This is a genomic window from Bradyrhizobium sp. HKCCYLS20291 (assembly GCF_051167715.1).
In the GTDB taxonomy this organism is placed as follows: Bacteria; Pseudomonadota; Alphaproteobacteria; order Rhizobiales; family Xanthobacteraceae; genus Bradyrhizobium.
In genome coordinates, this window is the sequence record NZ_JBNPTO010000030.1 from 19,990 (window position 1) to 44,970 (window position 24,981).

The following is a 24,981-nucleotide window of genomic DNA, read 5'->3' on the forward strand; positions in this document are numbered from 1 at the left end:
GTTGCCATGGCGTACCGGATCGTCCGCCGTCGTGGACGATGACAGCGGAGGTCGGCAATGTCGATATCACCCCAGTTCCGAACTCACTGCGGCGGCATCTTGTCGAATGTCGGCAGCGACGGATCGAGGTGATCCCAGGCATGTCCGGCTGATGTCCAGGACACCAGTTGCGGCCGGTAGCGGCTGGGATCGTCGAGGCTCGCCGGCGTGACGATGAAGAGGTCGGGCATCGCCGGAAACGTCAGATGCATCGACGAGCCGCAGCTCGGACAGAACGCGCGCCGCTTCACGGTGCCGCCATCGCCGACGGTCTGGAAATGAGAGACCTCGCCGTCGAGCTTCACCTCCGCCGCAACGAAGGTCAGGTGCGATTGATGGCCGGTCCCGCTGTCGCGCTGACATTGCCGGCACTGGCAATCCAGCATCACGGCGGGCTCGCCCTTGATCTCATAACGCACCGCGCCGCAGGCGCAGCCACCGACATAGGACCTGGTCATGTTGCCCTCTCAATGCGATCGCGTCGAAGCATCGTGTTCGGCGGCGATCTGATCGAGCTTCTTGACGACGGTCTTCCAGCCCTCGCCCATCTTGCGATAAGCGGTCTCGTTGGCCGGCAGCACGAAGCCGGAATGCACCAGGCGAAGGCGCGTGCCCTTATCGGTCCTGGACAGGCTGAAGGTGACCACCGTCTCCAGCGGCGCGCCGTAGCCGACATTATCCGCATGGCCGCCTTTCCACGCGTAGGCCAGCCGCTCGTTCAGCACGACCTCCAGCACCTCGCAATGAATGGTGCCGTCCCATTCGCCTGCCGGCGTGGTCTGGAAGGTGAAGCGCGTGCCGGCGACGGCCGCAAAGCCCTTCGGCGCCATCAGCCAGCGGCCGATCAGCTCGCCATTGGTCAGCGCTTTCCAGATGACCTCGGCCGCATGCGGGAAGATCTCCTCCACCACGATGTCCTGGGTGTCCGGTTTCACGGTCTGGTTCATGGATCGATGTCCTTCAGCAGGTGTCTCAGATCAGCGAAGCGGTCGCGCCAGAACGCGCCGTAATGGCTCATCCAGTCGGCCAGCGGCTCCAGCCCGCGCGGCTCGGCGCGGTAATAGACCTTGCGTCCCTCCGGGCGCTCGCAGACGAGGCCAGCCTGCTTGAGGGATTTCAGATGCTGCGAGATGGCGCCCTGCGTCACGGTGCTGCCGCGGGTCAGCTCGACGACGGTGATCTCGTCGGACGCGACGATGCGCTCGAACACCGCCCGCCGCGTCGGATCGGCCAAGGCGCGCATGACGGCAGTGACGGTTTCGGCTTCGGTCATTCAGAAACAATAGCCAAGACTAATTCATTAGTCAAGACTAATGTTAGTGGCGCCAGGTCACTTCAGCGCATGCGCGAGGAAGAAGCGCAGCATCTCGCGCGATGCGTCCGGGCCTTTCGGATCGGTGTAGGAGCCGGCCGGGCTGCCGCCCGACCAGGCGTGAGCGGCGCCGTGGATCGTCCAGTGCTCCGAAATCACCTGTCCGCGATCGGTGAGGATCGTCCGGGTGTAGGCGTGGCCGCCGGGCACGCGGCCGCTGATCACGGAGGCCATCCCGCGTCCCCCGGCGGACTGCGCGATCCGGTCGCCGTTGACCGGATGCACGGTCGCGTCGCGATCGCCGTGAAAGACGATGGTCGGCACCGCCGGGCCGCGCTCGGCCGCGGGCGCCGAGCCGCCCTGACGCATGGCGATCAGCGCCGAAGGCAGATCACGCGCAGCCCCGCAGGCGAGGCCGGAATGAATGCCGGCGGCGGCGTACAGATCGGGATGGGTGGCCGCCATGACGGCCGCGGCCGCGCCGCCGGCCGACAGGCCCGCGACGTAGATGCGCCGCGGGTCGACTGCATGATCGTGCATCACCTGGCGGGTGATGCCCGCGATCAGCGACGGCTCGGCGCCGTCGCGCTGCTGATCGCCGGGGCGAAACCAGTTCCAGCACTTCAACGAGTTGGCGCCGCTCGTCTGCTCGGGATAGACGACGAAAAAGCCCTGCTCCTCGGCCGCGAAATTCATCCGTGTCCCGGCGGCGAAATCGTCCGCCGACTGGGTGCAGCCGTGCAGCATGACGACGAGCGGCAACGGGCGCTGGTGCGTTTCGCTGGGGATCAGCAGCTTGTAGGACCGGCGTCCGGCCGCATTGCTGAAGCTGGCTTGGGTGAAGCGCGCGCCCTCGGGCGTGGTGTCCCGCGGCGAAGGTGCGCGGAGATTCGGACCTCGCAGGCCGATCTCCGGGAGGGGACCAAGGCCGTCACGACGGACGAAGCGCTTGCGCGCCAAGGCGGACGGGCCGCGCGATGGGATCTCTTGTGTCGAAATGTCTTGCGTTGTCGCGGGTTGCGCCGTGCGCGCGGGCGCAGACGCGTCCCGAGCGGAGCGCGTGCGCTCGCCGATGCGCGTCGCTTCGCCGTCGATGGTCGGGGGTGACAGCCGCGCGGGACCAGCCTTTGCCGCAGCCGGGCGGCTCGCGCCTTGCAGCATCCGCTGCAGCAGCGCCGTGGCCTCCGCCAACCGGCCGGCCCGCGTCAACAGCGTCGCTTCGCGCATGATATCCTGATCGAGCATGACGCTACCTCATTCTGTCGGCGAGCGCGGCCTTGACCGCGGGGGGAGCATGCAGCGCGCCCAGCACCGCGATCGAGGCGATCGTGGCGCGCGCCAATTCGGGCGTGACGTCGGCGGCGATGGTCGCGAGCCCCAGCACGTTGATCTGCAGCATCTCGCCGGCGCGCTGCACGGCCTCGAGATCGGCGCGGCTGAAGTTGCGCAAGCCGAGGTCCAGGCTGTGGCGCAGCGTGGACTGCTTGACCACGTCGGCATGGCGATCGAGCTGGTTGCGGATCGCGGTGCGGATGAAATCGGCGCGGTTGGAATAGAACCCCTCCCGCACCATCAGGTCGACCTGACCGAGATCGACATAGCCGAGATTGACGGTGATCTTCTCGGTATCCGGAGCTTTGCTGCGGAGCGGGTGGACATTGTCGGGCATGCGGACCATCCAAAGACCATCCAAATGGATGGCGTATGGAGGTCATATGGATGTCCACCACGGTCGTTCAAGGACCCGGGTGTGTCATTGACCGGCCGAACCGTCACCGGTGCGGGGCACCGTCGGATGCCGTGCCTTGCGCTGCTGGACGTGCGCGACGGTGCGGGAGATGAAGGGCCGGACGGGAAGAAACAGCCGGTAGCCCAGTTCGAGCACCGTCAGCACGCTCGGCAGCGATGCAAGCCGCGCCGCCCAGCGCCAGCGCGGCAGCCGCCGCCAGACCTCGACGAACGCCGCAGCGCCGACAGCAGCCGCCCGTCACCGGCCCGCACGTGGAACCGCTGCATCGCCTCTCGCTGGGTCAAGCCGTCCGGCACTGCGGCGCCCGCCTGCGAGACGTCGATGAAGCACAGCGCGCCAGCCTCGTCGGTACGGACGTAGTAGCCGATCTCCGCCCGGCACAGCGGGCAGGATCCGTCGAAATACACGGTGCATGGTGCCTGCTCTTGCGCCACGCGCACCTCCCTGGCGAGGACCGACTTCGGCCCGTGCTTCCCAAACGTCTGCACGAGCGGTTTGGGTCAGCCTCTCACAAGGATCGTGATCACCCCGGCCGTCGACGCAGGTCTGTTGAGTGCACTGTCCGCGACACGACAACCGTCATGCCGATGCACACCCGATTCGACATATGCCCGCCATACGCCCGGGCTACCAATTGCATGAACAGCCTTGACGAGGAGCAACATGGCCGACAACGATCTCGAAGTCTTCCTGACCGCGCGCAACGTGCTGGTCGACATGCGCCTGAATTTGGCCAAGGCCGTTGCGGCCGGTTACAAGAAGGGCGAAACGGAAATTGTGGTCAAGAGCCTCATCGAGGTCCAGCAAGCCCTCGACGTGATCGACCACGCGAGCGAGGAGCTGGAGGAGCTCGAAGAAGGCGAGCACGACGAGGACTGAAGCGCTGGGCGCGGTGAGCCCGAGCCATAGCGTCACACGCTGTTCGTCATGACGCGGTGCTCACCACCTCACCACATAACACGCGGCTCGACGGTGGGCACACGCCGCCTGACGGCGGCGCTTTGCTTCTTCGCGACAATCGACAAAACAACTGCGATGCGCTCCCAATGCTAGCGGTTGCCATCTGAATCCTCACCCGAGCTCGTCAGCATTTCCATGAGGATCACGGTTATCGTTGCAGCACCTGCATGCGTTACAACTGGATCGATCGCCCGCGCGCTTCGTTCTATTTGATCGATAAATTGGCTCGCCAACTCCTCGTTCTCGGATCCGTGCACTGCCCGGAACTGGCGCACGACCGCTTGATCCTGAACAAGCTGGAGCGCCACAGGCATAAGCTCCTCGCGCGACCGAAGTGTTCTTCTCTCGACAAGTTTCTGCCAGCGCTCCGCCGATTCTTCAGTCGAAGCAGCCGCCGGACGGCCAGACCTTATGTGGAGAACGTATTTAGGTGTTTCTTTTTCGGCCATTACGAACGCCATGTTGTTGCAAGAAGCCAACTGATCGACAACGCTGACAGCAAAATATCCGATTGGAACAATTCACTTTAAACTAATGAACTATCACAAAGCATAGCTACATCCTCGACCAATCAGTATCTCGATCATAGACCTGTTCGGCGAGAGCTGCTGCAAGGTTCAAGCGACGCAAGGCTCATCATAACCCCCCAAAGATGGTTCCGATCTGATATCTGCGTGGAAGAATCACAAACTCGTCACGCTCGAGGACCAAACTGGATCCCACACGCCACGACTGAAGGTCCTCGTTGATCGCCGTGCCATTGATGTCGCTTAGGTAGAACGGAGTTCCGTAGAAGCCGCCCGGCACCTCCTCGATCTTGAACACGGTGTCATCGCAATAGGCAAACCCACGCAACTCGGGCCTCGCTTCTGCTTCAATCCGCGGCGGTAGCCGCTTTTCTTTGATCTCGGGAGGTAGTTCGCCGTCGGCTCTCAATAGGTTCACCGAGCGATCGATCCGCGCTGGATAGAGGTCGCCGGCAACGTAATGCTTGAAGAATATGACAGCACCTGATTGGTGTCGGGGCAACCCTTGGCTCCCATCCGAGTCGGCCAGCTCCTGCTTGTAGTCTAAAAAACGATTGCCTTCGAACAGCAGCGGGTCCTTGGGATCTACAGCAACGCTCCACAATGCGTCGCGCATGTCCCGACTCGGAAACCAATAGAGAGGGTTCGTGGACGGCCAAAACCGGTGGACCAAGTCGCGCACCGGCTCAGGAAGCTTGACCCAGGAGGCGGCAAGACAGCCCGAAGCCATCACCCGATAGCTTGGTTTCCAGTGAGGAGCTTCCCACATGTTCTTTGCGTTGATGCCGAGAAGCTCGTAGGTGATGAAATTCTTCGGCGCTTCGGAGCGGCGCCATTCCCGCCACTCCTCGGCGGTGGCTTTTACGATGGTCGCGCCGAAGAATTTGAGTTCGGAAATGGGACTCTCATAAGCGTCCTCCGACGCATAGGCGATCCCAGACCACGGTGCCTCCGCATCTTCGTAGGTGACCACGAGCGGCAGCAGATTTTGAGGAACTTCGCCATTATCGGTGGTTTCACCTCTGCAAGCGTGAGGCGGACGCACCACCACGCCGTGCCTATCTTTCATCTTGAGACCGAACGCCATCGGCGCAATGCCGACGTAGACCGTTCGGTCGTTGTCCTTGTAGGTCGTGATCCTGACATTGCAGCCGACCACGATGTCGAAATCGAGCGGCTCCCCCTTGTAGGCGAAGCTGGCCTTGAACCGGTAATAGTAGCCGCGATCCGATCCGGGAGCGCTGACCTCGACCGACTTAGTGAAGCTCGAACCACCGAAAAGCACTCGCGTATCTATTCCTCGCAGCAGAACGCCTCCCCCAATTGCAAGGAGGACGATGATCGCTGCGAAGAATCTTCCCATGTCAGCACTCCAGACACCAACCACTTCGCAGGCGGCGACATCACATATCTGATGATCCTTCGCCCGCCCCGCTTTGATCTCGACCGCGACATGCCATTGCGGGCGCGATCACGCCGAGCCGGGCCACATCAAGCCTCGCCTGCTTCAAGCCCTGCGCAACGCGACGGCACTCGGCGACGGTCACGGTGCGGTCGAGCTCGACCAGCAGGTCGCCGCAATCGGCGTTGCGATCGTCCGGTCAAGGCAGTCTCCCCCTCCTCCTCATTCCACCACCAGATACGGTGATGTGCCGAGACGCAAGACGCCATCGCGGCCGTGCAAATTCAGCATTTCCAAATCGTTGCAAGGAAATCGCCGGCTCCGCCCGTTTCTGGAAGATTCTTCTTCCGTTTTTCAGAAACACATGCTATGTTGCACCATCCCGTCTCACTTGAGGGACGTTTCGCGATCGTCACGAGCGTGGAGTGCGGGCTGCGGTGGGCGTGTCGGGTTGCAGCGTGAGCGATCATGCCGACGAACGATCCGATGCGCACGGCGAAATCGTGTGGTCCTGGCATCCCGGTGCTGATGCCAAGTCGGCGTGCAAGTTCGACGAGCGCGCTGGCGACGGGGGCAAGACAGCCGGTCCCCGGGGAGAGCACGTATAAGCCGTAAACCCATTGCGCGGGGAAGGCCGGATGATCCGGCCCGTACCTGTGGTTCCTGCCGCCTGCATTTTTTTCGCAGGCGGGCCATGGGTGCGACCGGCACCCGGCCTTCCCCGCGCCCTCATTGTTAGGAGGGCGATGAGATGAGCAACACTCGGACGCGAAAGCGGGTGCGAGGATGAGAGCGCATGTCTCCAAACTCGCTGTCGTCCCGGGCAAGACACGACGACGCGCCAGCGTCGGCGGGGCGCCGACCCGGGACCCATACTCCGCGGCGGTCGTGTGAGGCAGGATGGAGCAGCCAGCTCGCGCAGCAATGTCCGCCGGTGGTTATGGATCCCGGCGTTCGCCGGGATGACACCTGTTGTGATGGCGGGCAGCTGTGCCTGTTTCGAGAGAAAACGAATTCCAAAGAGACGAGACACTCGCGCCTCACCCTCCGCTGTCGTCCTGGGCAAGCTGCGACGACGCGACAGCGTCGGCGCGGCGCGGACCCGGGACCCATAATCCGCGGCGGGCGTGGGAGGCACGCTGGAGCTGCCAGCTCGCGCATCAGCTGCCGCCGGTGGTTATGGATCCCGGCGTTCGCCGGGATGACACTGAATGTGAGGATGCGCCGATGGCCATCACGGACACGATGACCCGGCGAAGACACAGAGGCTTTGAACCTTCGCTTCCCCCGCCGGAACACACCCAGGCGCCCCACTCCCGCCCAAGCCTCACGGGAAAAACCGACTGAACCCGCCTCCTGCTTCCGGTACACTGCCCGCGTGACCCAGCGCCCGACGATTCTCGTGTTCGACTCCGGCCTCGGCGGCCTGTCCGTGCTGCGCGAGGTGGTGCGGGCCCGGCCCGATGCGCATTACGTCTATGTCGCCGACGACGCGTTCTTCCCCTATGGCCACCACAGCCAGGAAGCGCTGATCGCCCGCGTGGTGCCGCTGATGGGCGAATTGATATCAGCGCATCGGCCGGATCTCGTCGTCATCGCCTGCAACACCGCATCGGTGCAGACGCTGGCCGAGCTGCGCGCGGCCTACGCGACCCCGTTCGTCGGCACCGTGCCGGCGATCAAGCCCGCCTGCGCCCAATCCCGGACGAAACGCGTCTCCGTGCTCGGCACCAAGGCGACGGTGCAGCGCGAATACACCCATGCGCTGATCCGCGACTTTGCGCAGGGCTGCGCGGTGACGCTGGTCGGCTCGCCGGAGCTGGCGTCGCTGGCCGAAGCCGCGCTGAGCGGGACCAGCGTCAGCGATGCCGCGATCGCGGCCGAGATCGCCGCCTGCTTCACCGGCGATGCCGAGGATCCGGCCGCCCGGACCGACACGGTGGTGCTGGCCTGCACGCACTATCCGCTGCTGCTCGACCGGCTCGAACGCCTGGCGCCCTGGCCCGTGACCTGGATCGATCCGGCCCCGGCGATCGCCCGGCGCGTCGCCGACCTGCTCGGCCCTGTCGTGGCTGAGGCCGCCGACGGCGGCGCCACCATGATCTTCACCTCGAACAGGCCGCACCAGCTGAGCGGCGCGCTCACACCCTATTTCGGCGGCCGCGTCCCGGCCTGACGGAGACAAGACGATGTCCGCAACGCCCAAGCCGCTGAACCGCCTCAAACAGGCCTGGCGCGACAAGCGGCCGACCTTCGGCGCCATCGCCACCATCCCGAGCATCCAGACCGTGCGCATCATGGCGCAGCAGCTCGACTGGATCATCGTCGACCTCGAGCACGGGCCGATCGATCTCTCCACCGCGCATGCGATGATCACGGCGACGTCGGGCACACCCTGCGTGCCCTTGGTGCGCATCGCCGCCAACGAGCCGCATCTGGCGAAGGCACCGATGGACTTGGGCGCACTCGGCATCAACTTCCCGATGATCTCGAGCCGCGCGGACGCCGAGAAGGCAGTGCGCAGCGTGCGCTATCCGCCTGTTGGCGACCGTCTGTGGGGTCCGTTCCATGCGCCGTTCCACTGGAACGTGTCGATGGCCGAGTACATGGCGACCGCCGATGACGACATGATCTGCATGGTGACGATCGAGCATGTCGAGGCGGTCGAGCGCATCGACGAGATCATGGCGACGCCCGGCATCGACATCGCCGTGATCGGCCCCGGCGACTTGGCCACCTCGATCAACAAGCGCGGCCAACTCGATGATCCCCAGGTGAAATCCCTGATGGCCCGCGCCGAAGCCGGCATCCTCAAATCGGGCGTGCCGATCGGCGGCGTGGCGCGCTCGGCCGAGCAGGCCAATGCGATGATCGCGCGCGGCTACCTGGCGCTGGCGCTCGGCTTCGACTGGTCCTTGTTCCAGCGCGGCATTGCCGCAAGCTTCGAGGGGATCAGGCGCTGATTCCGCGGGGTCACCGCCCGCGCGCTTCACGTTCCGAACGAAAACCAATAGTGGGGGAGAACACCATGATGAAGAAGACGATTTTCGGCCTGTCGCTGGCCGTGCTCGGGCTCGGCGCCGCGCTGGCGCAGCAGCCGGCGATCAAGCGCACGATGCTGCAGAAGACCGATTTCCCGGACGGCTATGCCATCGTCCAGGCGATCGCCGAGGTCGCCGTCGGCGGCTCGGCGGGCCGCCATACCCACCCGGGTGTGGAGACCGCCTACATCCTGGAGGGCGAGGCCGATCTGATCGTCGAGGGCCAGCCGGACCGGCACCTCAAGGCCGGCGATTCGTTCCAGATCCCGGCAGGCGTCGTCCACGACGCCAAGGTTCACGGCGACAAGGGGCTGAAGGTGCTCGGGGTCTACGTCGTCGACAAGACCAAGCCGCTGGCCTCGCCGGCGCCATAGAGCATGATCCGGAAAAGTGGACGCCGGTTTTCCGAAAAGATCACGCTCAAACAAAGGGATAGATCATGATGCGATTCCGTGGAAGCGCATCATGATGTAGCGCGGCGCTTCCGTAACCCGGCCGGCGGTGCTAACAGCAGCCGCCGCCGGAGACGGATCAGGCCAAGCAGAATTCGACGGGAGTGACGGTTTCAGGATGCGCGGAACGACCAGGTCCATCTCGGTGCCACGGCGCCTGATCATCGATCTGATGCGCGCTTCCAGCGACGTTCCGTTCGTCTCCCTGGCGCGAACCCTCGACATCCGGCCGCTGCTCGACGCCCGCGGCGCTGCCGCCAAGCCGCCGGGCTTCGCCGCGATCTTCGTCAAGGCCTTCGCGCTGGTCGCCCGGGACGAGCCGACCTTGCGGACGCTGTACGTCAAATGGCCCTGGCCGGCGTTCTACGAGCTGCCGCGCAACATCGCGATGGTGGCGACCGCCCGGGTCGAGGACGGCGAGCCCTGCGTGCTGCCGCAGCGGGTCGGCGATCCCGACCGGCTGACGCTTTCCGAGGTCGACGGCATCATCCGCCAGGGCAAGGAAGCGCCGGCCGACCAGGTGCCGTCGTTCCGCAAGATGCTGCTGACCACCCGGCTGCCCTGGCCGCTGCGCCGGTTCGCCTGGTGGGTGGGCTTGAGCTTCGGCCGGCAGCGGGCCAACTGGTTCGGCAATTTCGCGGTGACCGGGGTCTCGGCCTATGGCGGCGGCCAGCTGCAGGCGCTGAGCCCGGGTCCGTACATCCTGAGCTTCGACGTCGCCCAGCCGGACGGCGGCATTGGCGTCATGATCCGCTGGGATCACCGGGTTACCGACGCGGCGCTGATCGCGAAGACCTTTGCCCGGCTGGAGCAGGTGCTGAATGGCGAGATTGCCGCCGAGATCCGGGCCTCGCGCGGCACCGAGGCCAAGCCTGTGAGGGCGATCGGCGGCTGAGGGGGCGGAATCGGCGCCGTGGCGGAGAAAATCGGGCCCGGGAGGCGATTTGGGCGCGAAAAGCCGGCCTAGCGGTTTGACAAGACGGCGGTTTCTCCCTTAAGAACCGCCCTGCTCGCGGGCCGCTTTCGGCCCGCGTTGCGTTTCGCGACCCGTGGCCTTCTCCCTTCATGCTTTGGGGATGGGCCTGTCGGTGGACCGGATTTTCCGGACACACAGGAGGGCGCGTTTCCTCAAACCCGAACGAAAGACTGAAGAGGACGCGATGACTAAGCGCAGTGAGGCGAAGTACAAGATCGATCGCCGCATGGGCCAGAACATCTGGGGCCGCCCGAAGAGCCCCGTCAACCGCCGCGAATACGGCCCCGGCCAGCACGGCCAGCGCCGCAAGGGCAAGCTCTCCGACTTCGGCGTGCAGCTGCGCGCCAAGCAGAAGCTGAAGGGCTACTACGCCAACATCTCCGAGCGCCAGTTCCACGGCATCTATGTCGAGGCCGGCCGTCTCAAGGGCGACACCGGCGAGAACCTGATCGGCATTCTCGAGCGCCGTCTGGACACCGTGGTGTTCCGCGCCAAGTTCGTGTCGACGATGTTCGCCGCGCGCCAGTTCATCAACCACGGCCACATCAAGGTGAACGGCCGCAAGGTCAACATCTCGAGCTATCAGGTCAAGCCGGGCGACGTGATCGAGGTCAAGGAAGCCTCCAAGCAGCTCGCCGTGGTGCTCGAGGCGAGCCAGCTCGCCGAGCGTGACGTGCCCGACTACGTCGAGGTCGATCACTCCAAGATGACCGCGAAGTTCATCCGCATCCCGGCGCTGTCGGACGTGCCGTTCGCGGTGCAGATGGAGCCGCATCTGATCGTCGAGTTCTACTCGCGCTGATCTTGACCGGCTCCGTCTTGAACTGACGGCGGCCCGGTCCCATCTGATAATCCGAAGGCCCTGGCATGCGCCGGGGCCTTTGCTTTTTGAGGTTTCGGATCAGGCGAACCGATTCCCGAATGCCACACTTGCCACGAAATCGCCTCAGCTGGGCTGACAGCGTGTCCATCCCGTGATTCACTGTCTGCAGTTGTAAAGTCGCGGGGCGTTCGCCATGGAGTTCAACAGGCGCAATATCATCTTCGGTGCATTGCCGGCCGATGCGGTCGGTGCTCCGCCTCTGCCGCCGTTGCGGTCGCCACCGCTTCGCGCTTCGCCATTACGTGCACGTCCCTCGGGGATCCGCTACCGGTTCAACGACGGCATCTATCCCTCGACGGTCTTCGATCACCTCGAACGCTCCTGCTGGCACGTCCAGTCCGATGCGACAGCCCATGTGATCCGCCATCTCGGAACCGGGCTCACCTTTGCCGACGCGCAACTCGGCTGCGATCCGTTCGCGCTCGAACTTCTGCATTGCTTCGACGAATCCTCCGACGCCGCCGACGACTGGCAGACGATGCTGATCGGCTGGGCGGCCGTGAACACGGGCTGGAACATCAAGCGGCAGCGCCCGGGGCCTGCGCTGCTGCTGTCACCGGCGCGACGGAGCCCGCTCGAGTCCTGGGTGTTCGATTGCACGGAGGCACCGCTCCTGGTCACCGAGCCGATCGATGTCTCCAGGCCGCTGCAGCCGGACATCTGGCTGGCGGCGTGAACCGCTCGGAGGGTCGTTTTGCGGGAGCGCGGCGAGTTGGGTAAGGTCGGGGTCTGATAAGCCGAACGAGGACATCCGATGTACTACACCCCGCCCCCGCGCGATCCCAAGGCGCCGCCCGTGCGCGTCAACCTGTTGTCGGACACGCAGACCCGGCCCACGGCCGCGATGCGCGAGGCGATGGCGCGGGCCGAGGTCGGCGACGAGCAGATCGGCGACGATCCGACCGTGCACGCGCTCACGGCCCGCGTCGCAGCCCTGCTCGGCAAGGAGGCCGCGGTGCTGATGCCCTCGGGCACGATGTGCAACGTCGCGGCAACCCTGGTGCATTGCCGCCCCGGCGACGAGATCCTGGCGCACGAGACCGCGCACATCATCTCGCGCGAGGGCGGCGCGCATGCCGCGCTCGGCGGTTTTCAGGTGACGCAGCTGAAAGGACCCGACGGGCAGTTCACGCCGGAGACGTTCCAGGCCGCGCTGCATCCGCGCTCGCGCTATCAGCCGCCGCAGACCGTCGTCAGCGTCGAGCAGACCGCCAATATCGGCGGCGGCACGATCTGGAAGAAGGCCGCGCTCGACGAGATCGTGCAGATCGCAAAAGCGCAGGGCATGGCGACGCATATGGACGGCGCGCGGCTGCTGAATGCCACGGTCGCCACTGGCATTCCGGCCTCGGAGATGGCCGCCGGCTGGGATTCGGCCTGGATCGATTTCTCCAAGGGGCTAGGCGCGCCGATCGGCGGCGTGCTCGCCGGCAGTGCTGCCTTCATCGACGAGGTCTGGCGCTGGAAGCAGCGGCTCGGCGGCGCGATGCGCCAGGCCGGCGTGGTCGCCGCCGCCTGCATCTACGCGCTGGACCACAATGTCGAGCGGCTCGCCGAGGATCACGCCAATGCGCGCGCGCTGGCACGCGGGCTGTCGCAGATCCAGGGCATCGAGGTGCAGGAGCCCGAGACCAATTTGGTGTTCTTCAAGCCCGACGGCACCGGCGTGCCCGGCGACCGGATGGTGGCCGAACTGCGCAAGCGCGGCGTGCTGCTGGCGATGATGGACGGCCGCATCCGCGCCTGCACCCATCTCGATGTGACGGCCGCCATGATCGAGGAGATGATCGGCCATGTGAGGGAGATCGCGCGCGGCGCATGACGGTCACGACGCAAGCGCCCCATAGACGAGCTGCCGCACATCGCTCGCGATGCGGCCGCGCTGCGAGGGCGCCTGCATCATGACGATGACGAACAGATCGTCGGCGGGATCGACGAAGAAGAACGTCCCGCCGACGCCGTCCCAGCCATATTCGCCCGACGGCAGCGGAGGCTTCTCCGTCAGGCGCACGGAAAAGCCCAGGCCGAAGCCGTGGTCCGGACCAGGAAAATAGAGGTCGTCACGACGAATCCCTGCCCCCACGACATGATCTCGGGTCATCAGCGCGACCGTCTCGGACCTGAGATAGCGGTGGCCGTCGAGTTCGCCGCTGTTCAGCAGCATCTGCGCGAACCGCGCGTAGTCCGAGATGGTGCCGATCATGCCCGCCCCGCCCGACTCCCAGCGCTTCGGACGGATCGGATCGTCCAGGCCGGCAATCGGCCGATCGAACCAGTCGCGCGGCGACGGCTCGGCCACGCGGTTGCGCAGGCTAGGGTCAGCGAGGGAGAACGCGGTCGCGTGCATGCCGAGCGGACCAAGCAGCCGGTCCCGCTCGAATTGATACAGCGAGCTGTCGGAGACGATCTCGATCACCCGCCCGAGCACGTCGGTGGAGTGGCCGTAGTCCCACAATGTCCCCGGCTGCTCGGCCAGCGGCAGCCTGGCGAGACGCGTGGCGAATGTCGCGTTGTCGATGTCGCCATCGAACAGCTGCGCATGGGCGTAGAGCCGGCGCACCGCGGTCACGCCGTAAAAGCCGTAGGTGAGACCCGAAGTATGGCGCAGCAGATCGAGAATGGTGATCGGACGCGCCAGCGGCCGACCGTCGACCCTCACGTCGGCGAAGGCGGGAATGTAGCTCGAAAGCGCGTCATCCAGCCTCAGCCGGCCGTCGTCGACCAGCATCATCGCGGCCACCGAGGTGATGGGCTTCGACATCGAGTAGATCCGGAAGATTGCATCCTCCGTCATCGCCGCGCCGGTCGCGGGATCGCGCAGCCCGAAGCTCTGCAGCAGCACCGGACTGCCATGCTGCTGCACCAGCACGACCGCACCGGGAATGGTGCCGGCAGCGACCTCGTTGCGGAAATAGTCGGAGACCTTGCCGAGCCGCTGCCGGTCGAGATCGCGCGGCGAGGCCCGGCTGGCGCGGGCCCAGACCGAGAGCATCGCGGTTGCAGGCAAGCTGGCGAGCAGCGCCCGCCGCGACATCTGGCGGCCCATCCTAGCGACCTCGCGACGGGCCAGGCGTCGTCATCTCCCGCGACCGCGGCTCGTGATCGCGGCGCTCAGCGCCTGATCATGCAGTTCGGCACTCTCGCTGGAGAAGCAGCAGAACACGATCTGCGACAGCGACGTCTCCTCGCTGATCGCGTCGATCGACGTGGTCACCGCAATCGACGCTGCCCATTCGGCAGGAAAGCGGAAGATACCGGTCGAGATCGCCGGAAACGCGACGGAGTCCAGCAGGTGCTTGTGGCAGAGCTCGATCGAGCGCCGGTAGCACGACGCCAGCAGCTCCGGTTCGCCGCGCTCGCCGCCCTGCCAGACCGGGCCGACGGTGTGGATCACGTGGCGCGCCGGCAGGCGATAGCCCTTCGTGATCTTGGCCTCACCGGTCTTGCAGCCATGGAGCATGCGGCACTCCATGACGAGATCCGGCCCTGCCGCGCGGTGGATGGCGCCATCGACGCCGCCACCGCCGAGCAGAGACGAGTTCGCGGCGTTGACGATGGCGTCAACGCCGAGCTTGGTGATGTCGGCCGTGATGACCTCGAAGCGGGTCGCGCCGATCTTGCGGACGGGATAGCTCAGGCGGAGGCCGCTGTGCCGACCGGGATGCCCTTGTCGGTGAACAGCTGCTGCAGCTCGCCGCTCTGGAACATCTCGCGGACGATGTCGCAGCCGCCGACGAACTCGCCCTTCACGTAGAGCTGCGGAATCGTCGGCCAGTTGGAGAACGTCTTGATGCCGTTGCGCAGTTCAGCCGATTCCAGAACGTTGAGGCCCTTATAGCCGACGCCGACATGGTCGAGGATCTGCACGACCTGGCCGGAAAATCCACACTGCGGAAACTGCGGCGTCCCCTTCATGAACAGGACGACGTCGTTCGACTTCACTTCGTTGTCAATGAATTGCTCGATGCTCATCTTCGCTTCCTCTAGGGCGCCTCAAGGAACGCCTGGGGCTCGGTGCCGCTCTGATCGCGCCGGGACGAAGCCCGTCCCGGGCGACGGGTCACTTCCCCATATGTAGCGCAAACCGTTGTTCAGCCAAAGTAAAATGCCGGGGGTCGGGTCAGGGGCTCGCCCCCGCCCCGACCATAGCCTGACGGCAGCAATATAATAGCCATTCCGAGGGTTTCATCCCGTAACCAAACCCCTATCTAGGACGAACCGTTCGAAAGGAACCTGTTCCGTCGAAGATCGTTTTCTCCTCCGCAAACGGAGACCCTCGTGACCAGTTCAGCCTCCGCTACGGCCCCGCTCTCCCCTGATGATGTATCCCCGGCACGGTCTCCCCTCCTCGCGGAGAGCCTGATCGAGGCCTTTTTGGCGGTTCGGGGCGAGACCGAGCGTCGGGCCGCGCACCTGAGCCCGGAGGATCAGGTCATCCAATCCATGCCGGACGCCAGTCCGGCCAAATGGCACCGGGCCCACACCACCTGGTTCTTCGAGCAATTCATTCTTGGCGAGCACTGCCCGGGATATGCGCCCTTCCATGCCGATTATGCATACCTGTTCAACTCCTATTACGTCAGCGCCGGGCCCCGACATACGCGGGGCGAGCGCGGGCTGATCACCCGTCCGGGAGCGGCCGAGATCACCGCCTATCGCAAGCACGTCGATGCAGCCATGGTCGATTTCCTCCGCCGCGCCGACGTCGCGGCCCTGGAGACGGTGGCTCCGCTCGTCGAGATCGGCCTCAACCACGAGCAGCAGCATCAGGAGCTTATGCTGACCGACATGCTGCATGCGTTTGCGCAGAACCCGACGGCGCCGGCCTACGATCCGGCCTGGAGCTTCCCTGCCGCAGCCGGGACCGGCGAAGAGTGGATCAGCCTCCCCGAAGGCATCCACACCGTCGGCCACGCCGGAGCCGGCTATCATTTCGACAATGAGCGGCCGGCGCATCGTGCGCTGGTCGGGCCGGTGAAGCTCGCGCGCAATCTGGTCACCAACCGCGAATGGCTCGCCTTCATGGCGGACGGCGGCTACGAGACCGCGACCTTGTGGCTGATGGACGGCTTCGCCACGGCAAGCCGCGAGCACTGGCAAGCGCCCGGGCACTGGTACAAGGTCGAGGGCGAGTGGCGCCTCATGACGCTCGGCGGACTGCGCGGCATCGACCCGGCCGCTCCGGTCTGTCATGTCAGCTACTACGAGGCCGATGCCTTCGCGCGCTGGTCGGGCAAGCATCTGCCGACCGAAATGGAGTGGGAGGTCGCCGCGCGCGGCGGCCAGCTCAACGACGCGTTCGGCATCGTCTGGCAATGGACGCGCAGCGCGTACGGCGCCTATCCCGGCTATCGCGCCATGGAAGGTGCGCTCGGCGAGTACAACGGCAAGTTCATGGTCAACCAGCTGGTGCTGCGCGGCTCCTCGCTCGCGACGCCAGAGGGTCACAGCCGTGTCACCTATCGCAACTTCTTCTATCCCCACCATCGCTGGCAATTCACGGGACTAAGGCTCGCCGACTACGCCTGAGCCGCCGGCCATCCGGCACGACAATCGCGCGTGTGCGCGTCCAGGAGAGTATCATGAACGTGCACGTCAATGCCCTGTCCAATGCCCACCTTCCCGACGACAAGACGTCGGCCTTTGCGCTCGATGCGGTCGCAGGCCTCACCCGGCAGCCGAAGCAGCTGTCGCCGAAATATTTCTACGATGCGACAGGCTCGGATCTGTTCGAGCAGATCACGCGCCTGCCCGAGTACTACCCGACGCGCACCGAGCTCGGCATTCTCCGGGATCGCGGCGCCGAGATCGCCGCGATCATTCCCGAGAATGCGGCGCTGATCGAATTCGGTGCCGGCTCTACCACGAAGGTGCGTCTGCTGCTCGAAAGCTGCCGCTTTGCCAGCTACGTCCCGGTCGACATTTCCGGTGACTTCCTGACCGAACAGGCCGACAGCCTTCGCCACGACTTCCCCGCTCTCGCTGTCCATCCGGTCATCGCCGACTTCACCACGGCGTTCAAGCTGCCCGACGCCATCGCAGGACAGCCGAAGGTCGGCTTCTTCCCGGGATCGACGATCGGCAATTTCGAGCCGCATGAAGCCTGCCGCTTTCTGCGCTCGGCGCGCGAGATCCTGGGCGCTGGTGCGCTGATGATCGTCGGCGTCGATCTCGAAAAGGACGAGCGCGTCCTGCATGAGGCCTACAACGATGCGGCCGGCGTGACCGCGCGTTTCAACCTCAATCTGCTGCTGCGCATCAACCGCGAGCTCGGCGGCAATTTCGATCTGTCCGCCTTCGTGCATCGCGCGATCTACAATCGCGAACAGCATCGCATCGAGATGCATCTGGTCGCGCGGAAGCCGCAGTCGGTGCGGCTGCTCGGCACGACCATCGCGTTCCGTGCCGGCGAGAGCATCCACACCGAGAACAGCTACAAATACAGCATCGAACGGTTCGGCGCGCTGGCGCGCGGTTCGGGCTGGAAGGTCCAGACCGTGTGGACCGATGCGGCGAAGATGTTCTCCGTTCAGGCGCTGGTCGCAGAACCGTGAGCCTTCGGCTTCGAACGCAGTGACAGCGTCTCCCACAGCGCGACGATCGCCAGCAGCGCGCTCGTCAGCGCCGAGAGGATCAGCGGCGGCAGCTCGGTCGCAAACCAGCCGAGACCGGCCAGGGCGAGCAGGCCCGCCCCGTGGGACAGCTGAAGGAATCCGCGCACTTCGCGCTTGAACAGGACGGTCCCGATCAGAAACACAAACGGCCCTCCAATCGTCACGGCGGCCGTCTTGAAATCGGTGTGTCCCGCAGGATGCTTGAGCACGATCTCGTCGGACACGGCCGTCAGGATGATGCCGGCCACGATCGGCATGTGCAGATAGGTGTAGGCGGATCGCGCGACGAGCCCGGACCGGGTCGATCGCGAAATCATCTCGGAGCCGGCCTCGGCGCCACGGTTGAAGTACACCGCCCACATCGCGACGGTCCCGATGAAGGCGCAGGCGAAGGCGGCGACGTTGGCAGAGGTCCAGTCGAGATCGGCAAGGGTCGCGCCGGTCACGACGATCGATTCGCCGAGCGCGATGATGATGAAGAGCGCGCAGCGCTCGGCCATGTGGCCGCCCTCGACCATCCAGTCTTCCACCGTCGATGCCCCAAGGCCCGGCACCCAGAAGCGAACGGCGGGCGAGATGTATTCGAGCGTCAACGCTGCGGCCCACAACCCCATCCGCACGGAGCCCTCAGCCAGGCCACCGAGCAGCCACAGCACGGCGGAGGCGATGAGCCAGGCGAGAATGCGGATGGCGTTACGGCGAACGGCCACCCTGTGCGGCGGTGTCGCCATCCACCAGAAAGCGGTCCGGCCGACCTGCATGGCCGCATAGGCGATGGCAAACCATAGGCCACGATCGTCGAACGCCCGCGCGATCGACATCGACAGCACGAGGCCGGCGAGCATCAAGGCAAACAGGAGGCTGCGGACCAGCGCCTTCTCGGGGTCGAGCCAGTTGGTGACCCAGGCGGTGTAGACCCACACCCACCATACGGCGAGAAACAGGACGGCGGTCTGCACGGCTCCGAGGAGCGTGAAATGACCGATCAGATAATGCGAGATCTGCGTGACCGCGTAGACGAAGACGAGATCGAAAAACAGCTCGACGAAGGTGACGCGGCTGTGCTGGTTCGGCTCGATGACGCGGAACAGCGCACCACGCGGATTGTCCACCGCCATCTCCCCCCCGATGCGTTGCGGCCGCCGTTCTCTCAGCGCTGCTCCGGCACCCCGGTCTGCAACGCCAGGGCATGCAGGACGTCGCCCATCTGGCCGCGCAGCGACTGGTAGACGAGCTGATGTTGCTGCACGCGGGACTTGCCGCGGAAGGCCTCGGAGATCACCGTCGCGGCATAATGGTCGCCGTCGCCGGCGAGATCACGGATCGTCACCTGGGCGTCCGGGATGGCGGCCTTGATCATCTGCTCGATATCGTGGGCATCCATGGGCATCCCAGTGCATCTCCTTCTGTCCGGCGGCAAACTGATGCAGAGCCCCAGAGACATGCTCTGCTGCCCCCTCAGTGGCCCGTTCGACGCATCGAATCAAGGCGCTCTCGCGCGACCGTGATGATGAAATCTAGCGCGAACCGCTTTCGAGGTCACGCCCGGAACCACTATATACCAGCCTCAGACGAGATGGCGTGGACCGGGTGACGCACCCGAAACGGGACGAGGAGGGTTCATATGAAGCTGCCAGGGCCGGACCACCCGATCACGATTACCCGCAATCCAAAGCGAATTCGCGTGCTCGCCGACGGTATGGTCATCGCTGATACCACCAGTGCGTTGACGCTGAAGGAGGCGAGCTATCCGGCGGTTCAATACGTGCCGCGGGCCGACGCCAACATGGCGGCCCTGCAAAAGACCGATCGCGTGACCCATTGCCCCTACAAGGGGGATGCCAGCTATTTCAGCGTCAGCGCCAACGGCAAGACGCTCGACAACGCGATCTGGAGCTATGAGACGCCTTTTCCAGCCATGGCCGAGATCGCAGATCATCTGGCGTTCTATCCCGACAAGGTGCGAATCGAGGAAATTCCTTCAAGTTGACCTTGCCTGAGATCGCCGGCCGGTCGGCTTGGAGCCAGCCGGCCCGGCGTCTGTTCGTCAGCAGCCTCTCGGCACGCTAGACCCTGAAGATCGTGAGCCCGAGAATCAGGAGCACGAGGAAGATCACCAGGAAGATGTAGAACAGGATCCGCGCGATATCTGCGGAAGCTGCCGAGATACCCGTGAAGCCGAGTATGCCGGCGATCACCGAGATCACGAAGAACAGCAGCGCCCATTTGAGAAGAGTCACGGTATCGTCCTCCAGTCCAGCGCCGTGCCGGCGCGTTCGCCTCACTAACGACGGTGTCTGGAACCGGTTCCTTCAGCGCTGGGAGGACCCGGGAGGATTTCCGCAACTTCGGAACAGGTGGCACGTAACTTCGTACATCGCCGGTTCGTAACGACATCAAGTGCAAAAAAACGTCGGGATGTGTGAGAAACCGGCTTGCGGGCCGGGGCGCTTGCTGATTTTGCAGCATTGGAAACGAGATCTATAGTCGGGCACGGCAGCAGCGGTGCTGGGGGAGCACATGGTCATATCGGTTACGCAATCGGCGGCCGCCGCCAAGGTCGAGCTTCAGGCCCGTCCACGCGCCCGCGCGCGCAACGCAGCGCTGGATCATGCCCGGACATTTCTCACGCTGGTGGTCCTGCTGCACCACGCCGTGATTCCCTACACCTATTTCGGGCACACCGATCCGACCTCCTTCCTCGGCTTCGACGGCATCGTGCTGGCCACCGACAGCTTCTTCATGGCCATGTTCTTCTTCCTGTCGGGCCTGTTCGTGTGGTCGGGCCTTGCCCACAAGACGACGCTGCAATTCCTGCGCGACCGCCTGCTCCGCCTCGGGCTGCCTTTCGCGATCGCCGCGCTGACCCTGATCCCTCTCGCCTATTATGCGATCGAGCTGCGCGCCAATCCGGACACCAGCTTCTCAGCCTTCTGGTGGAAGACCGTGACCGTCGGCCCTTGGCCGAGCGGACCGATCTGGTTCATATGGGTGCTGCTGGCGTTCGACACCTCGGCAGCCCTGCTTTATCGGGTGTCGCCGCGCCTCCTCGAGCCGCTCAACAACCTGTCGCAGCGCGGCTTTGCGCAGCCGCGGGATTTCTTCTTCATTTTCCTGCTGATCACGGGCCTGCTCTACATTCCGGCGCGGCTGTATTTCGGACCGACACATTGGTTCGAGGCCGGGCCGTTCTCGGTTCAGGCCAGCCGCGTGCTGCTCTACGCCGCCTATTTCTACGTCGGCGCCGGCATCGGCTCGGCCAATTTCGAGCGCGGCCTGCTGGCCGCCGAAGGACAGATGTCGCAACGCGGCCTCGGCGCCTGGATCGTCGTGACGCTCGTGCCGTATGTGCTGCTCTGGGTGCTGATCACGATCAAGCGCGAGGTGCTCGACAACCCGCCGGTGCTGCCGCATTGGTACGAGGGAGCCTACGGCTTCTTGTTCGTGATCTTCAGCGCTGCGATGATGTTCGCGATCCTGTCCTACTTCCTCAACCACCGCCGCTCGGAGTTCTCCGTGCTCGATCGCATGCAGGCGGACGCCTACGGCATGTTCCTCGTGCACTATCCGATCGTGCTGTGGATCCAGTACTGGCTGTTCGACCTCAATCTGCCGGCCGTCGCCAAGGCCACGATCGCCTTCATCGGCAGCGTGCTCCTGAGCTGGGGCGCGACCTGGGTGCTGCGGCAGATTCCGGGCGCGAAGAACGTGCTGTAAGCACGCATCTGCTTCCGTCCGTCATTGCGAGGAGCGAAGCGACGAAGTAATCCAGCAGTCCCGCCGGAGCCCTGGATTGCTTCCGCCTACGCTCTTCGAGCTTCGGCTTACAGGTCGCTTCGCTCGCAATGACGAATGTGGAAGGGGCGCCGCGCTAACAAACTCCGCTGTCGTCCCTGCGAACGCAGGGACCCATAACCACAGGGTGTTGTTGTTGGCGCAGGTCAACGACCAGCCCGCCTGACAACTCCGGTCACGGAGTATGGGTCCAGGATCAGCGCCATGACGGCGCGTGGCGCCGTCATGGCTTGTCCGGGACGACGGCGGTGGGTTATGCGGCGCTACCGCCCATGTAGCTCGGCAGCCAGCTTTCGAAGCGGGTCTTCAGCGCGGCGATCTCGAGGGAGGCTTCGCCGGCAATGGCCAGCGCGGTCCCGCCGGTGGTGCCGATGCGCGTGCACGGCACGTTCGCGCCGCGCATCTTGGCGAGCACGCGGCCGGCCTCGGTCTCGGGCACCGTCACGAGATAGCGGGCCTGGTCCTCGCCGAACCAATAGGCATGCGGCACGATCGAAGCGGGTGCCGCCAGCAGCCGCGCGCCGATGCCGGAGGCCATGGCCATCTCGGCGAGCGCGACCAACAGGCCGCCGTCGGACAGGTCATGTGCCGCCGTCGCGGTGCCCGCGTGGATCATGCCGCGCACGACGTCGCCGATGCGCTTCTCGGCAGCCAGGTCGACGGGCGGCGGGGCGCCCTCCTCGCGGCCGCAGACGTCGCGCAGATAGGCCGACTGTCCGAGCCAGCCATGGGTCTCGCCAATCAACAGGATCGCCTCGCCATCGGCCTTGAAGGCAATGCTGGCGGACTTGGTGAAGTCGTCCAGCAGGCCGACACCGCCGATCGAGGGTGTCGGCAGGATCGCGCGGCCGTTGGTCTCGTTGTAGAGCGAGACGTTGCCGGACACGACCGGGAAGTCCAGCGCGCGGCAGGCTTCCGAGATGCCCTTCAGGCAGCCGACGAACTGGCCCATGATCTCGGGCCGCTCCGGATTGCCGAAATTGAGGTTGTCGGTGATCGCCAGCGGTCGGCCGCCGACGGCCGTGATGTTGCGCCAGGCCTCGGCGACGGCCTGCTTGCCGCCCTCGAACGGGTCGGCCTCGCAATAACGCGGCGTGACGTCGACGGTGAGCGCCAGGCCCTTTGGCCCATCCTGCACGCGCACCACGGCGGCGTCGCCGCCGGGGCGCTGCACGGTGTTGCCGAGAATGACGTGGTCGTACTGCTCCCAGATCCAGCGCTTCGAGCACAGGTCCGGCGTCGCGATCAGCTTCTCCAGCGCCGGGATGATGTCCATCGGCGGCTTGACCTCGCGGGCATGGATCACCGGCAGCACGGGCGACGCGACATGCGGGCGGTCATACAGCGGCGCCTCGTCGCCGAGCTCCTTGATCGGCAGATCGGCCATGACGTCGCCGCCATGCTTGACGACGAAGCGCTTGCTCGGGGTTGTGTAGCCGACCACGGCGAAGTCGAGTCCCCATTTGCGGAAGATCGCCTCGGCTTCCTTTTCCTTCTCGGGCTTGAGCACCATGAGCATGCGCTCCTGGCTTTCCGAGAGCATCATCTCGTAGCCGCTCATGCCGGCCTCGCGGGTCGGCACCGCATCGAGATCGAGGTCGACGCCAAGATCGCCCTTGGCGCCCATCTCCACCGCCGAGCAGGTCAGGCCCGCCGCGCCCATATCCTGGATCGCGATCACGCAATCGGCGGCCATGATCTCCAGGCACGCCTCCAGCAGCAGCTTCTCGGCAAAGGGATCGCCGACCTGCACCGTCGGGCGCTTCTCCTCGGACGAGTCGTCGAACTCCGCCGAGGCCATCGAGGCGCCGTGGATGCCGTCGCGGCCGGTCTTGGAGCCCAAATAGACGATCGGCATGTTCACGCCGGAGGCCGCCGCGTAGAAGATCTTGTCGGCGTCGGCGAGGCCGACCGCCATGGCGTTGACCAGGATGTTGCCGTCATAGCGGGTGTGGAAGCGGGTCTGGCCGCCGACCGTGGGCACACCGAAGGAATTGCCGTAGCCGCCGACGCCGGCGACGACGCCGGACACCAGATGCCGGGTCTTGGGATGCTCCGGCGCGCCGAACGATAGCGCGTTCAGGCAGGCGATCGGGCGCGCGCCCATCGTGAACACGTCGCGCAGGATGCCGCCGACGCCGGTTGTCGCACCCTGGTACGGCTCGATGTAGCTCGGGTGGTTGTGGCTCTCCATCTTGAACACGACGGCCTGGCCGTCGCCGATGTCGATCACGCCGGCGTTCTCGCCCGGCCCCTGGATCACCCACGGCGCCTTGGTCGGCAGGCCCTTGAGATGGATGCGCGACGACTTGTACGAGCAGTGCTCGTTCCACATCGCCGAGAAGATGCCGAGCTCGGTGAAGGTCGGCACCCGCCCGATCAGCTTCAGAATGCGCTCGTACTCGTCGGGCTTCAGGCCATGGGCGGCGACGAGCTCGGGGGTGATCTGCGGTTCATTGCGCATGGAGATGCCTTTGCCCGTGGGCCGCTGGTCCCTTAAACCCTGCTTCATAAATACAGAGGCCAAGTGGGAAAAGGCCTTTTACGGCCCTCATCCGCCCTGTCCAGAGCTTTGGCCGGGACCGTCTGGCGGGATATTTGCAGATTTGCGACCGATCGGATTTAAGACGGTAAATCAACAGTTAAAGGCCCCGCGACGTGCACGACCTGACCCGTTCCGCCTTCGAGAACCGCCCCGGCATCCACATCGCCACATCAGGCGAATTTGCCGGCTGGCGCACCTGGATGCGCGACAGCTACGAATCCCACACCGGCCCGTTCTGGCACCGCATGGAGGACGACGGCTCGATCCGCTGCGCCTTCAGGGTCGAGAAGAAGCATCTGAACGGCGGCGGCAACGTCCATGGCGGCTGCCTGATGACCTTCGCGGACTACTGCCTGTTTGCGTTCGCCGCGCCGATCATGCAGGGGCCGGGTGTCACGGTGTCGTTTTCGTCGGAATTCCTCGATGCCGCGCGCGAGGGCGAGCTGATCGAGGCCACCGGCGAGGTCACCCGCGCCGGCGCCTCGCTGATCTTCCTGCGCGGCATGCTGCATTCGGGGACGAAGCCGCTGTTCTCGTTCTCCGGCACCATCAAGCGGGTGAAGCGGCGGACGCCGGACGCGGCGAGCTCGCCGTAGCCTGACGTGAAGCCGTAGAGCCCGTGAGCCAATTGAGTTTTTGGGCTCATTGATGGCGAAGATTGTGACAGCCGCAGGATGACCGTGCT

General features: G+C 65.1%; 29 protein-coding genes. 13 read left to right on the top strand and 16 right to left on the bottom strand.

All coding sequences use genetic code 11. The features are described from left to right. Positions 1 to 83: 83 nt before the first annotated feature. From ACQR07_RS36040 to ACQR07_RS36070, 7 genes are all read right to left on the bottom strand, one after another. Positions 84 to 497, bottom strand: coding sequence for a GFA family protein (locus tag ACQR07_RS36040; protein ID WP_434906790.1), 414 nt, complete (start codon positions 495 to 497; stop codon positions 84 to 86). A gap of 9 nt (positions 498 to 506) precedes the next feature. Further along, the gene (locus ACQR07_RS36045; protein ID WP_434906791.1) at positions 507 to 986 is read right to left on the bottom strand and encodes an SRPBCC family protein; all 480 of its coding nucleotides are present in this window, start codon (positions 984 to 986) and stop codon (positions 507 to 509) included. Further along, positions 983 to 1,312 carry an ArsR/SmtB family transcription factor gene (locus tag ACQR07_RS36050; RefSeq protein ID WP_434906792.1) on the bottom strand — a complete coding sequence of 110 codons (330 nt, stop codon included), beginning with the start codon at positions 1,310 to 1,312 and terminating at the stop codon, positions 983 to 985. Before ACQR07_RS36050 ends, ACQR07_RS36045 begins: the two co-directional genes overlap by 4 nt. A 57-nt stretch (positions 1,313 to 1,369) precedes the next feature. Continuing rightward, entirely contained in the window at positions 1,370 to 2,596 is a 1,227-nt protein-coding gene (locus ACQR07_RS36055) for an extracellular catalytic domain type 1 short-chain-length polyhydroxyalkanoate depolymerase (protein WP_434906793.1), read from the bottom strand. Between the two features lie 4 nt (positions 2,597 to 2,600). Then, positions 2,601 to 3,020 carry a CopG family transcriptional regulator gene (locus tag ACQR07_RS36060; protein WP_434906794.1) on the bottom strand — a complete coding sequence of 140 codons (420 nt, stop codon included), beginning with the start codon at positions 3,018 to 3,020 and terminating at the stop codon, positions 2,601 to 2,603. Positions 3,021 to 3,104: 84 nt separating this feature from the next. Beyond that, positions 3,105 to 3,290 carry a hypothetical protein gene (locus ACQR07_RS36065; RefSeq protein WP_434906816.1) on the bottom strand — a complete coding sequence of 62 codons (186 nt, stop codon included), beginning with the start codon at positions 3,288 to 3,290 and terminating at the stop codon, positions 3,105 to 3,107. After that, positions 3,239 to 3,535, bottom strand: coding sequence for a DCC1-like thiol-disulfide oxidoreductase family protein (locus tag ACQR07_RS36070; protein WP_434906795.1), 297 nt, complete (start codon positions 3,533 to 3,535; stop codon positions 3,239 to 3,241). Before ACQR07_RS36070 ends, ACQR07_RS36065 begins: the two co-directional genes overlap by 52 nt. A 229-nt stretch (positions 3,536 to 3,764) precedes the next feature. On the opposite strand from ACQR07_RS36070, the gene ACQR07_RS36075 reads away from it, so the two are divergent. After that, a complete protein-coding gene (locus ACQR07_RS36075) occupies positions 3,765 to 3,980 on the top strand; it encodes a hypothetical protein (protein ID WP_434906796.1) in 216 nt (71 codons plus the stop codon). A gap of 170 nt (positions 3,981 to 4,150) precedes the next feature. On the opposite strand, the gene ACQR07_RS36080 is transcribed toward ACQR07_RS36075, so the two are convergent. Beyond that, positions 4,151 to 4,510, bottom strand: a complete 360-nt coding sequence (locus tag ACQR07_RS36080) for a hypothetical protein (RefSeq protein WP_434906797.1) — start codon at positions 4,508 to 4,510, stop codon at positions 4,151 to 4,153. 187 nt (positions 4,511 to 4,697) lie between these two features. Further along, positions 4,698 to 5,951, bottom strand: a complete 1,254-nt coding sequence (locus ACQR07_RS36085; RefSeq protein WP_434906798.1) for a hypothetical protein — start codon at positions 5,949 to 5,951, stop codon at positions 4,698 to 4,700. 1,417 nt (positions 5,952 to 7,368) lie between these two features. Here ACQR07_RS36085 and murI point away from each other — a divergent pair. From murI to ACQR07_RS36120, 7 genes are all read left to right on the top strand, one after another. Then, positions 7,369 to 8,166 carry a glutamate racemase gene (murI, locus tag ACQR07_RS36090; RefSeq protein ID WP_434906799.1) on the top strand — a complete coding sequence of 266 codons (798 nt, stop codon included), beginning with the start codon at positions 7,369 to 7,371 and terminating at the stop codon, positions 8,164 to 8,166. 13 nt (positions 8,167 to 8,179) lie between these two features. Further along, on the top strand, positions 8,180 to 8,953 hold the full coding sequence (locus tag ACQR07_RS36095; protein WP_434906800.1) for an HpcH/HpaI aldolase family protein: 774 nt from the start codon (positions 8,180 to 8,182) through the stop codon (positions 8,951 to 8,953). A gap of 65 nt (positions 8,954 to 9,018) precedes the next feature. Further along, the gene (locus ACQR07_RS36100) at positions 9,019 to 9,405 is read left to right on the top strand and encodes a cupin domain-containing protein (protein ID WP_434864899.1); all 387 of its coding nucleotides are present in this window, start codon (positions 9,019 to 9,021) and stop codon (positions 9,403 to 9,405) included. A 196-nt stretch (positions 9,406 to 9,601) separates the two neighbouring features. Further along, positions 9,602 to 10,378 carry an acyltransferase gene (locus ACQR07_RS36105; protein ID WP_434906801.1) on the top strand — a complete coding sequence of 259 codons (777 nt, stop codon included), beginning with the start codon at positions 9,602 to 9,604 and terminating at the stop codon, positions 10,376 to 10,378. 265 nt (positions 10,379 to 10,643) lie between these two features. Next, on the top strand, positions 10,644 to 11,261 hold the full coding sequence (rpsD, locus tag ACQR07_RS36110; protein ID WP_434906802.1) for a 30S ribosomal protein S4: 618 nt from the start codon (positions 10,644 to 10,646) through the stop codon (positions 11,259 to 11,261). Between the two features lie 214 nt (positions 11,262 to 11,475). After that, entirely contained in the window at positions 11,476 to 12,018 is a 543-nt protein-coding gene (locus ACQR07_RS36115) for a hypothetical protein (RefSeq protein ID WP_434906803.1), read from the top strand. Positions 12,019 to 12,096: 78 nt separating this feature from the next. Continuing rightward, positions 12,097 to 13,164 carry a threonine aldolase family protein gene (locus ACQR07_RS36120; protein WP_434906804.1) on the top strand — a complete coding sequence of 356 codons (1,068 nt, stop codon included), beginning with the start codon at positions 12,097 to 12,099 and terminating at the stop codon, positions 13,162 to 13,164. Between the two features lie 3 nt (positions 13,165 to 13,167). On the opposite strand, the gene ACQR07_RS36125 is transcribed toward ACQR07_RS36120, so the two are convergent. The 3 genes from ACQR07_RS36125 to grxD are packed head-to-tail and all read right to left on the bottom strand — an operon-like array spanning position 13,168 to position 15,314. Beyond that, positions 13,168 to 14,388 (bottom strand): serine hydrolase domain-containing protein, encoded by a 1,221-nt coding sequence (locus tag ACQR07_RS36125; protein ID WP_434906805.1) that lies wholly within the window; start codon positions 14,386 to 14,388, stop codon positions 13,168 to 13,170. Between the two features lie 30 nt (positions 14,389 to 14,418). After that, positions 14,419 to 14,979, bottom strand: coding sequence for an O-acetyl-ADP-ribose deacetylase (locus ACQR07_RS36130; RefSeq protein WP_434906817.1), 561 nt, complete (start codon positions 14,977 to 14,979; stop codon positions 14,419 to 14,421). Continuing rightward, positions 14,976 to 15,314: a Grx4 family monothiol glutaredoxin gene (gene grxD / locus ACQR07_RS36135; RefSeq protein WP_006609190.1), complete on the bottom strand. Its 339-nt coding sequence runs from the start codon at positions 15,312 to 15,314 to the stop codon at positions 14,976 to 14,978. Before grxD ends, ACQR07_RS36130 begins: the two co-directional genes overlap by 4 nt. A 306-nt stretch (positions 15,315 to 15,620) precedes the next feature. On the opposite strand from grxD, the gene egtB reads away from it, so the two are divergent. Further along, positions 15,621 to 16,871 (top strand): ergothioneine biosynthesis protein EgtB, encoded by a 1,251-nt coding sequence (egtB, locus tag ACQR07_RS36140; RefSeq protein WP_434906806.1) that lies wholly within the window; start codon positions 15,621 to 15,623, stop codon positions 16,869 to 16,871. Between the two features lie 53 nt (positions 16,872 to 16,924). After that, on the top strand, positions 16,925 to 17,896 hold the full coding sequence (gene egtD, locus ACQR07_RS36145) for an L-histidine N(alpha)-methyltransferase (RefSeq protein ID WP_434906807.1): 972 nt from the start codon (positions 16,925 to 16,927) through the stop codon (positions 17,894 to 17,896). Here egtD and ACQR07_RS36150 read toward each other — a convergent pair. Then, the gene (locus tag ACQR07_RS36150) at positions 17,872 to 19,074 is read right to left on the bottom strand and encodes a low temperature requirement protein A (protein ID WP_434906808.1); all 1,203 of its coding nucleotides are present in this window, start codon (positions 19,072 to 19,074) and stop codon (positions 17,872 to 17,874) included. The two genes, egtD and ACQR07_RS36150, sit on opposite strands and share 25 nt — an antisense overlap. Positions 19,075 to 19,106: 32 nt before the next feature. Beyond that, positions 19,107 to 19,346 (bottom strand): BolA family protein, encoded by a 240-nt coding sequence (locus tag ACQR07_RS36155; protein WP_434906809.1) that lies wholly within the window; start codon positions 19,344 to 19,346, stop codon positions 19,107 to 19,109. 234 nt (positions 19,347 to 19,580) lie between these two features. On the opposite strand from ACQR07_RS36155, the gene ACQR07_RS36160 reads away from it, so the two are divergent. After that, positions 19,581 to 19,946: a DUF427 domain-containing protein gene (locus ACQR07_RS36160; RefSeq protein WP_434906810.1), complete on the top strand. Its 366-nt coding sequence runs from the start codon at positions 19,581 to 19,583 to the stop codon at positions 19,944 to 19,946. A 76-nt stretch (positions 19,947 to 20,022) separates the two neighbouring features. Here ACQR07_RS36160 and ACQR07_RS36165 read toward each other — a convergent pair whose 3' ends face one another. Next, on the bottom strand, positions 20,023 to 20,196 hold the full coding sequence (locus ACQR07_RS36165) for a DUF1328 domain-containing protein (protein WP_434906811.1): 174 nt from the start codon (positions 20,194 to 20,196) through the stop codon (positions 20,023 to 20,025). Positions 20,197 to 20,476: 280 nt separating this feature from the next. Between ACQR07_RS36165 and ACQR07_RS36170 the strand changes: the two genes are divergently transcribed. Continuing rightward, positions 20,477 to 21,673: an acyltransferase family protein gene (locus ACQR07_RS36170; protein ID WP_434906812.1), complete on the top strand. Its 1,197-nt coding sequence runs from the start codon at positions 20,477 to 20,479 to the stop codon at positions 21,671 to 21,673. 331 nt (positions 21,674 to 22,004) lie between these two features. Here the strand turns inward: ACQR07_RS36170 and purL are convergent, their stop codons facing one another. Beyond that, positions 22,005 to 24,215: a phosphoribosylformylglycinamidine synthase subunit PurL gene (gene purL, locus ACQR07_RS36175; RefSeq protein WP_434906813.1), complete on the bottom strand. Its 2,211-nt coding sequence runs from the start codon at positions 24,213 to 24,215 to the stop codon at positions 22,005 to 22,007. A gap of 194 nt (positions 24,216 to 24,409) precedes the next feature. Between purL and ACQR07_RS36180 the strand changes: the two genes are divergently transcribed. Next, positions 24,410 to 24,892, top strand: a complete 483-nt coding sequence (locus ACQR07_RS36180) for a PaaI family thioesterase (protein WP_434864913.1) — start codon at positions 24,410 to 24,412, stop codon at positions 24,890 to 24,892. Positions 24,893 to 24,981: the final 89 nt, after the last annotated feature.

Coding starts and splice junctions, on each gene's coding strand:
- ACQR07_RS36040 (WP_434906790.1), bottom strand. CDS start 497: ATGACCAGGTCCTATGTCGGTGGCTGCGCCTGCGGCGCGGTGCGTTAT.
- ACQR07_RS36045 (WP_434906791.1), bottom strand. CDS start 986: ATGAACCAGACCGTGAAACCGGACACCCAGGACATCGTGGTGGAGGAG.
- ACQR07_RS36050 (WP_434906792.1), bottom strand. CDS start 1,312: ATGACCGAAGCCGAAACCGTCACTGCCGTCATGCGCGCCTTGGCCGAT.
- ACQR07_RS36055 (WP_434906793.1), bottom strand. CDS start 2,596: ATGCTCGATCAGGATATCATGCGCGAAGCGACGCTGTTGACGCGGGCC.
- ACQR07_RS36060 (WP_434906794.1), bottom strand. CDS start 3,020: ATGCCCGACAATGTCCACCCGCTCCGCAGCAAAGCTCCGGATACCGAG.
- ACQR07_RS36075 (WP_434906796.1), top strand. CDS start 3,765: ATGGCCGACAACGATCTCGAAGTCTTCCTGACCGCGCGCAACGTGCTG.
- ACQR07_RS36080 (WP_434906797.1), bottom strand. CDS start 4,510: ATGGCCGAAAAAGAAACACCTAAATACGTTCTCCACATAAGGTCTGGC.
- ACQR07_RS36085 (WP_434906798.1), bottom strand. CDS start 5,951: ATGGGAAGATTCTTCGCAGCGATCATCGTCCTCCTTGCAATTGGGGGA.
- ACQR07_RS36095 (WP_434906800.1), top strand. CDS start 8,180: ATGTCCGCAACGCCCAAGCCGCTGAACCGCCTCAAACAGGCCTGGCGC.
- ACQR07_RS36100 (WP_434864899.1), top strand. CDS start 9,019: ATGATGAAGAAGACGATTTTCGGCCTGTCGCTGGCCGTGCTCGGGCTC.
- ACQR07_RS36105 (WP_434906801.1), top strand. CDS start 9,602: ATGCGCGGAACGACCAGGTCCATCTCGGTGCCACGGCGCCTGATCATC.
- rpsD (WP_434906802.1), top strand. CDS start 10,644: ATGACTAAGCGCAGTGAGGCGAAGTACAAGATCGATCGCCGCATGGGC.
- ACQR07_RS36115 (WP_434906803.1), top strand. CDS start 11,476: ATGGAGTTCAACAGGCGCAATATCATCTTCGGTGCATTGCCGGCCGAT.
- ACQR07_RS36120 (WP_434906804.1), top strand. CDS start 12,097: ATGTACTACACCCCGCCCCCGCGCGATCCCAAGGCGCCGCCCGTGCGC.
- ACQR07_RS36125 (WP_434906805.1), bottom strand. CDS start 14,388: ATGGGCCGCCAGATGTCGCGGCGGGCGCTGCTCGCCAGCTTGCCTGCA.
- grxD (WP_006609190.1), bottom strand. CDS start 15,314: ATGAGCATCGAGCAATTCATTGACAACGAAGTGAAGTCGAACGACGTC.
- egtD (WP_434906807.1), top strand. CDS start 16,925: ATGAACGTGCACGTCAATGCCCTGTCCAATGCCCACCTTCCCGACGAC.
- ACQR07_RS36150 (WP_434906808.1), bottom strand. CDS start 19,074: ATGGCGGTGGACAATCCGCGTGGTGCGCTGTTCCGCGTCATCGAGCCG.
- ACQR07_RS36155 (WP_434906809.1), bottom strand. CDS start 19,346: ATGCCCATGGATGCCCACGATATCGAGCAGATGATCAAGGCCGCCATC.
- ACQR07_RS36160 (WP_434906810.1), top strand. CDS start 19,581: ATGAAGCTGCCAGGGCCGGACCACCCGATCACGATTACCCGCAATCCA.
- ACQR07_RS36170 (WP_434906812.1), top strand. CDS start 20,477: ATGGTCATATCGGTTACGCAATCGGCGGCCGCCGCCAAGGTCGAGCTT.
- purL (WP_434906813.1), bottom strand. CDS start 24,215: ATGCGCAATGAACCGCAGATCACCCCCGAGCTCGTCGCCGCCCATGGC.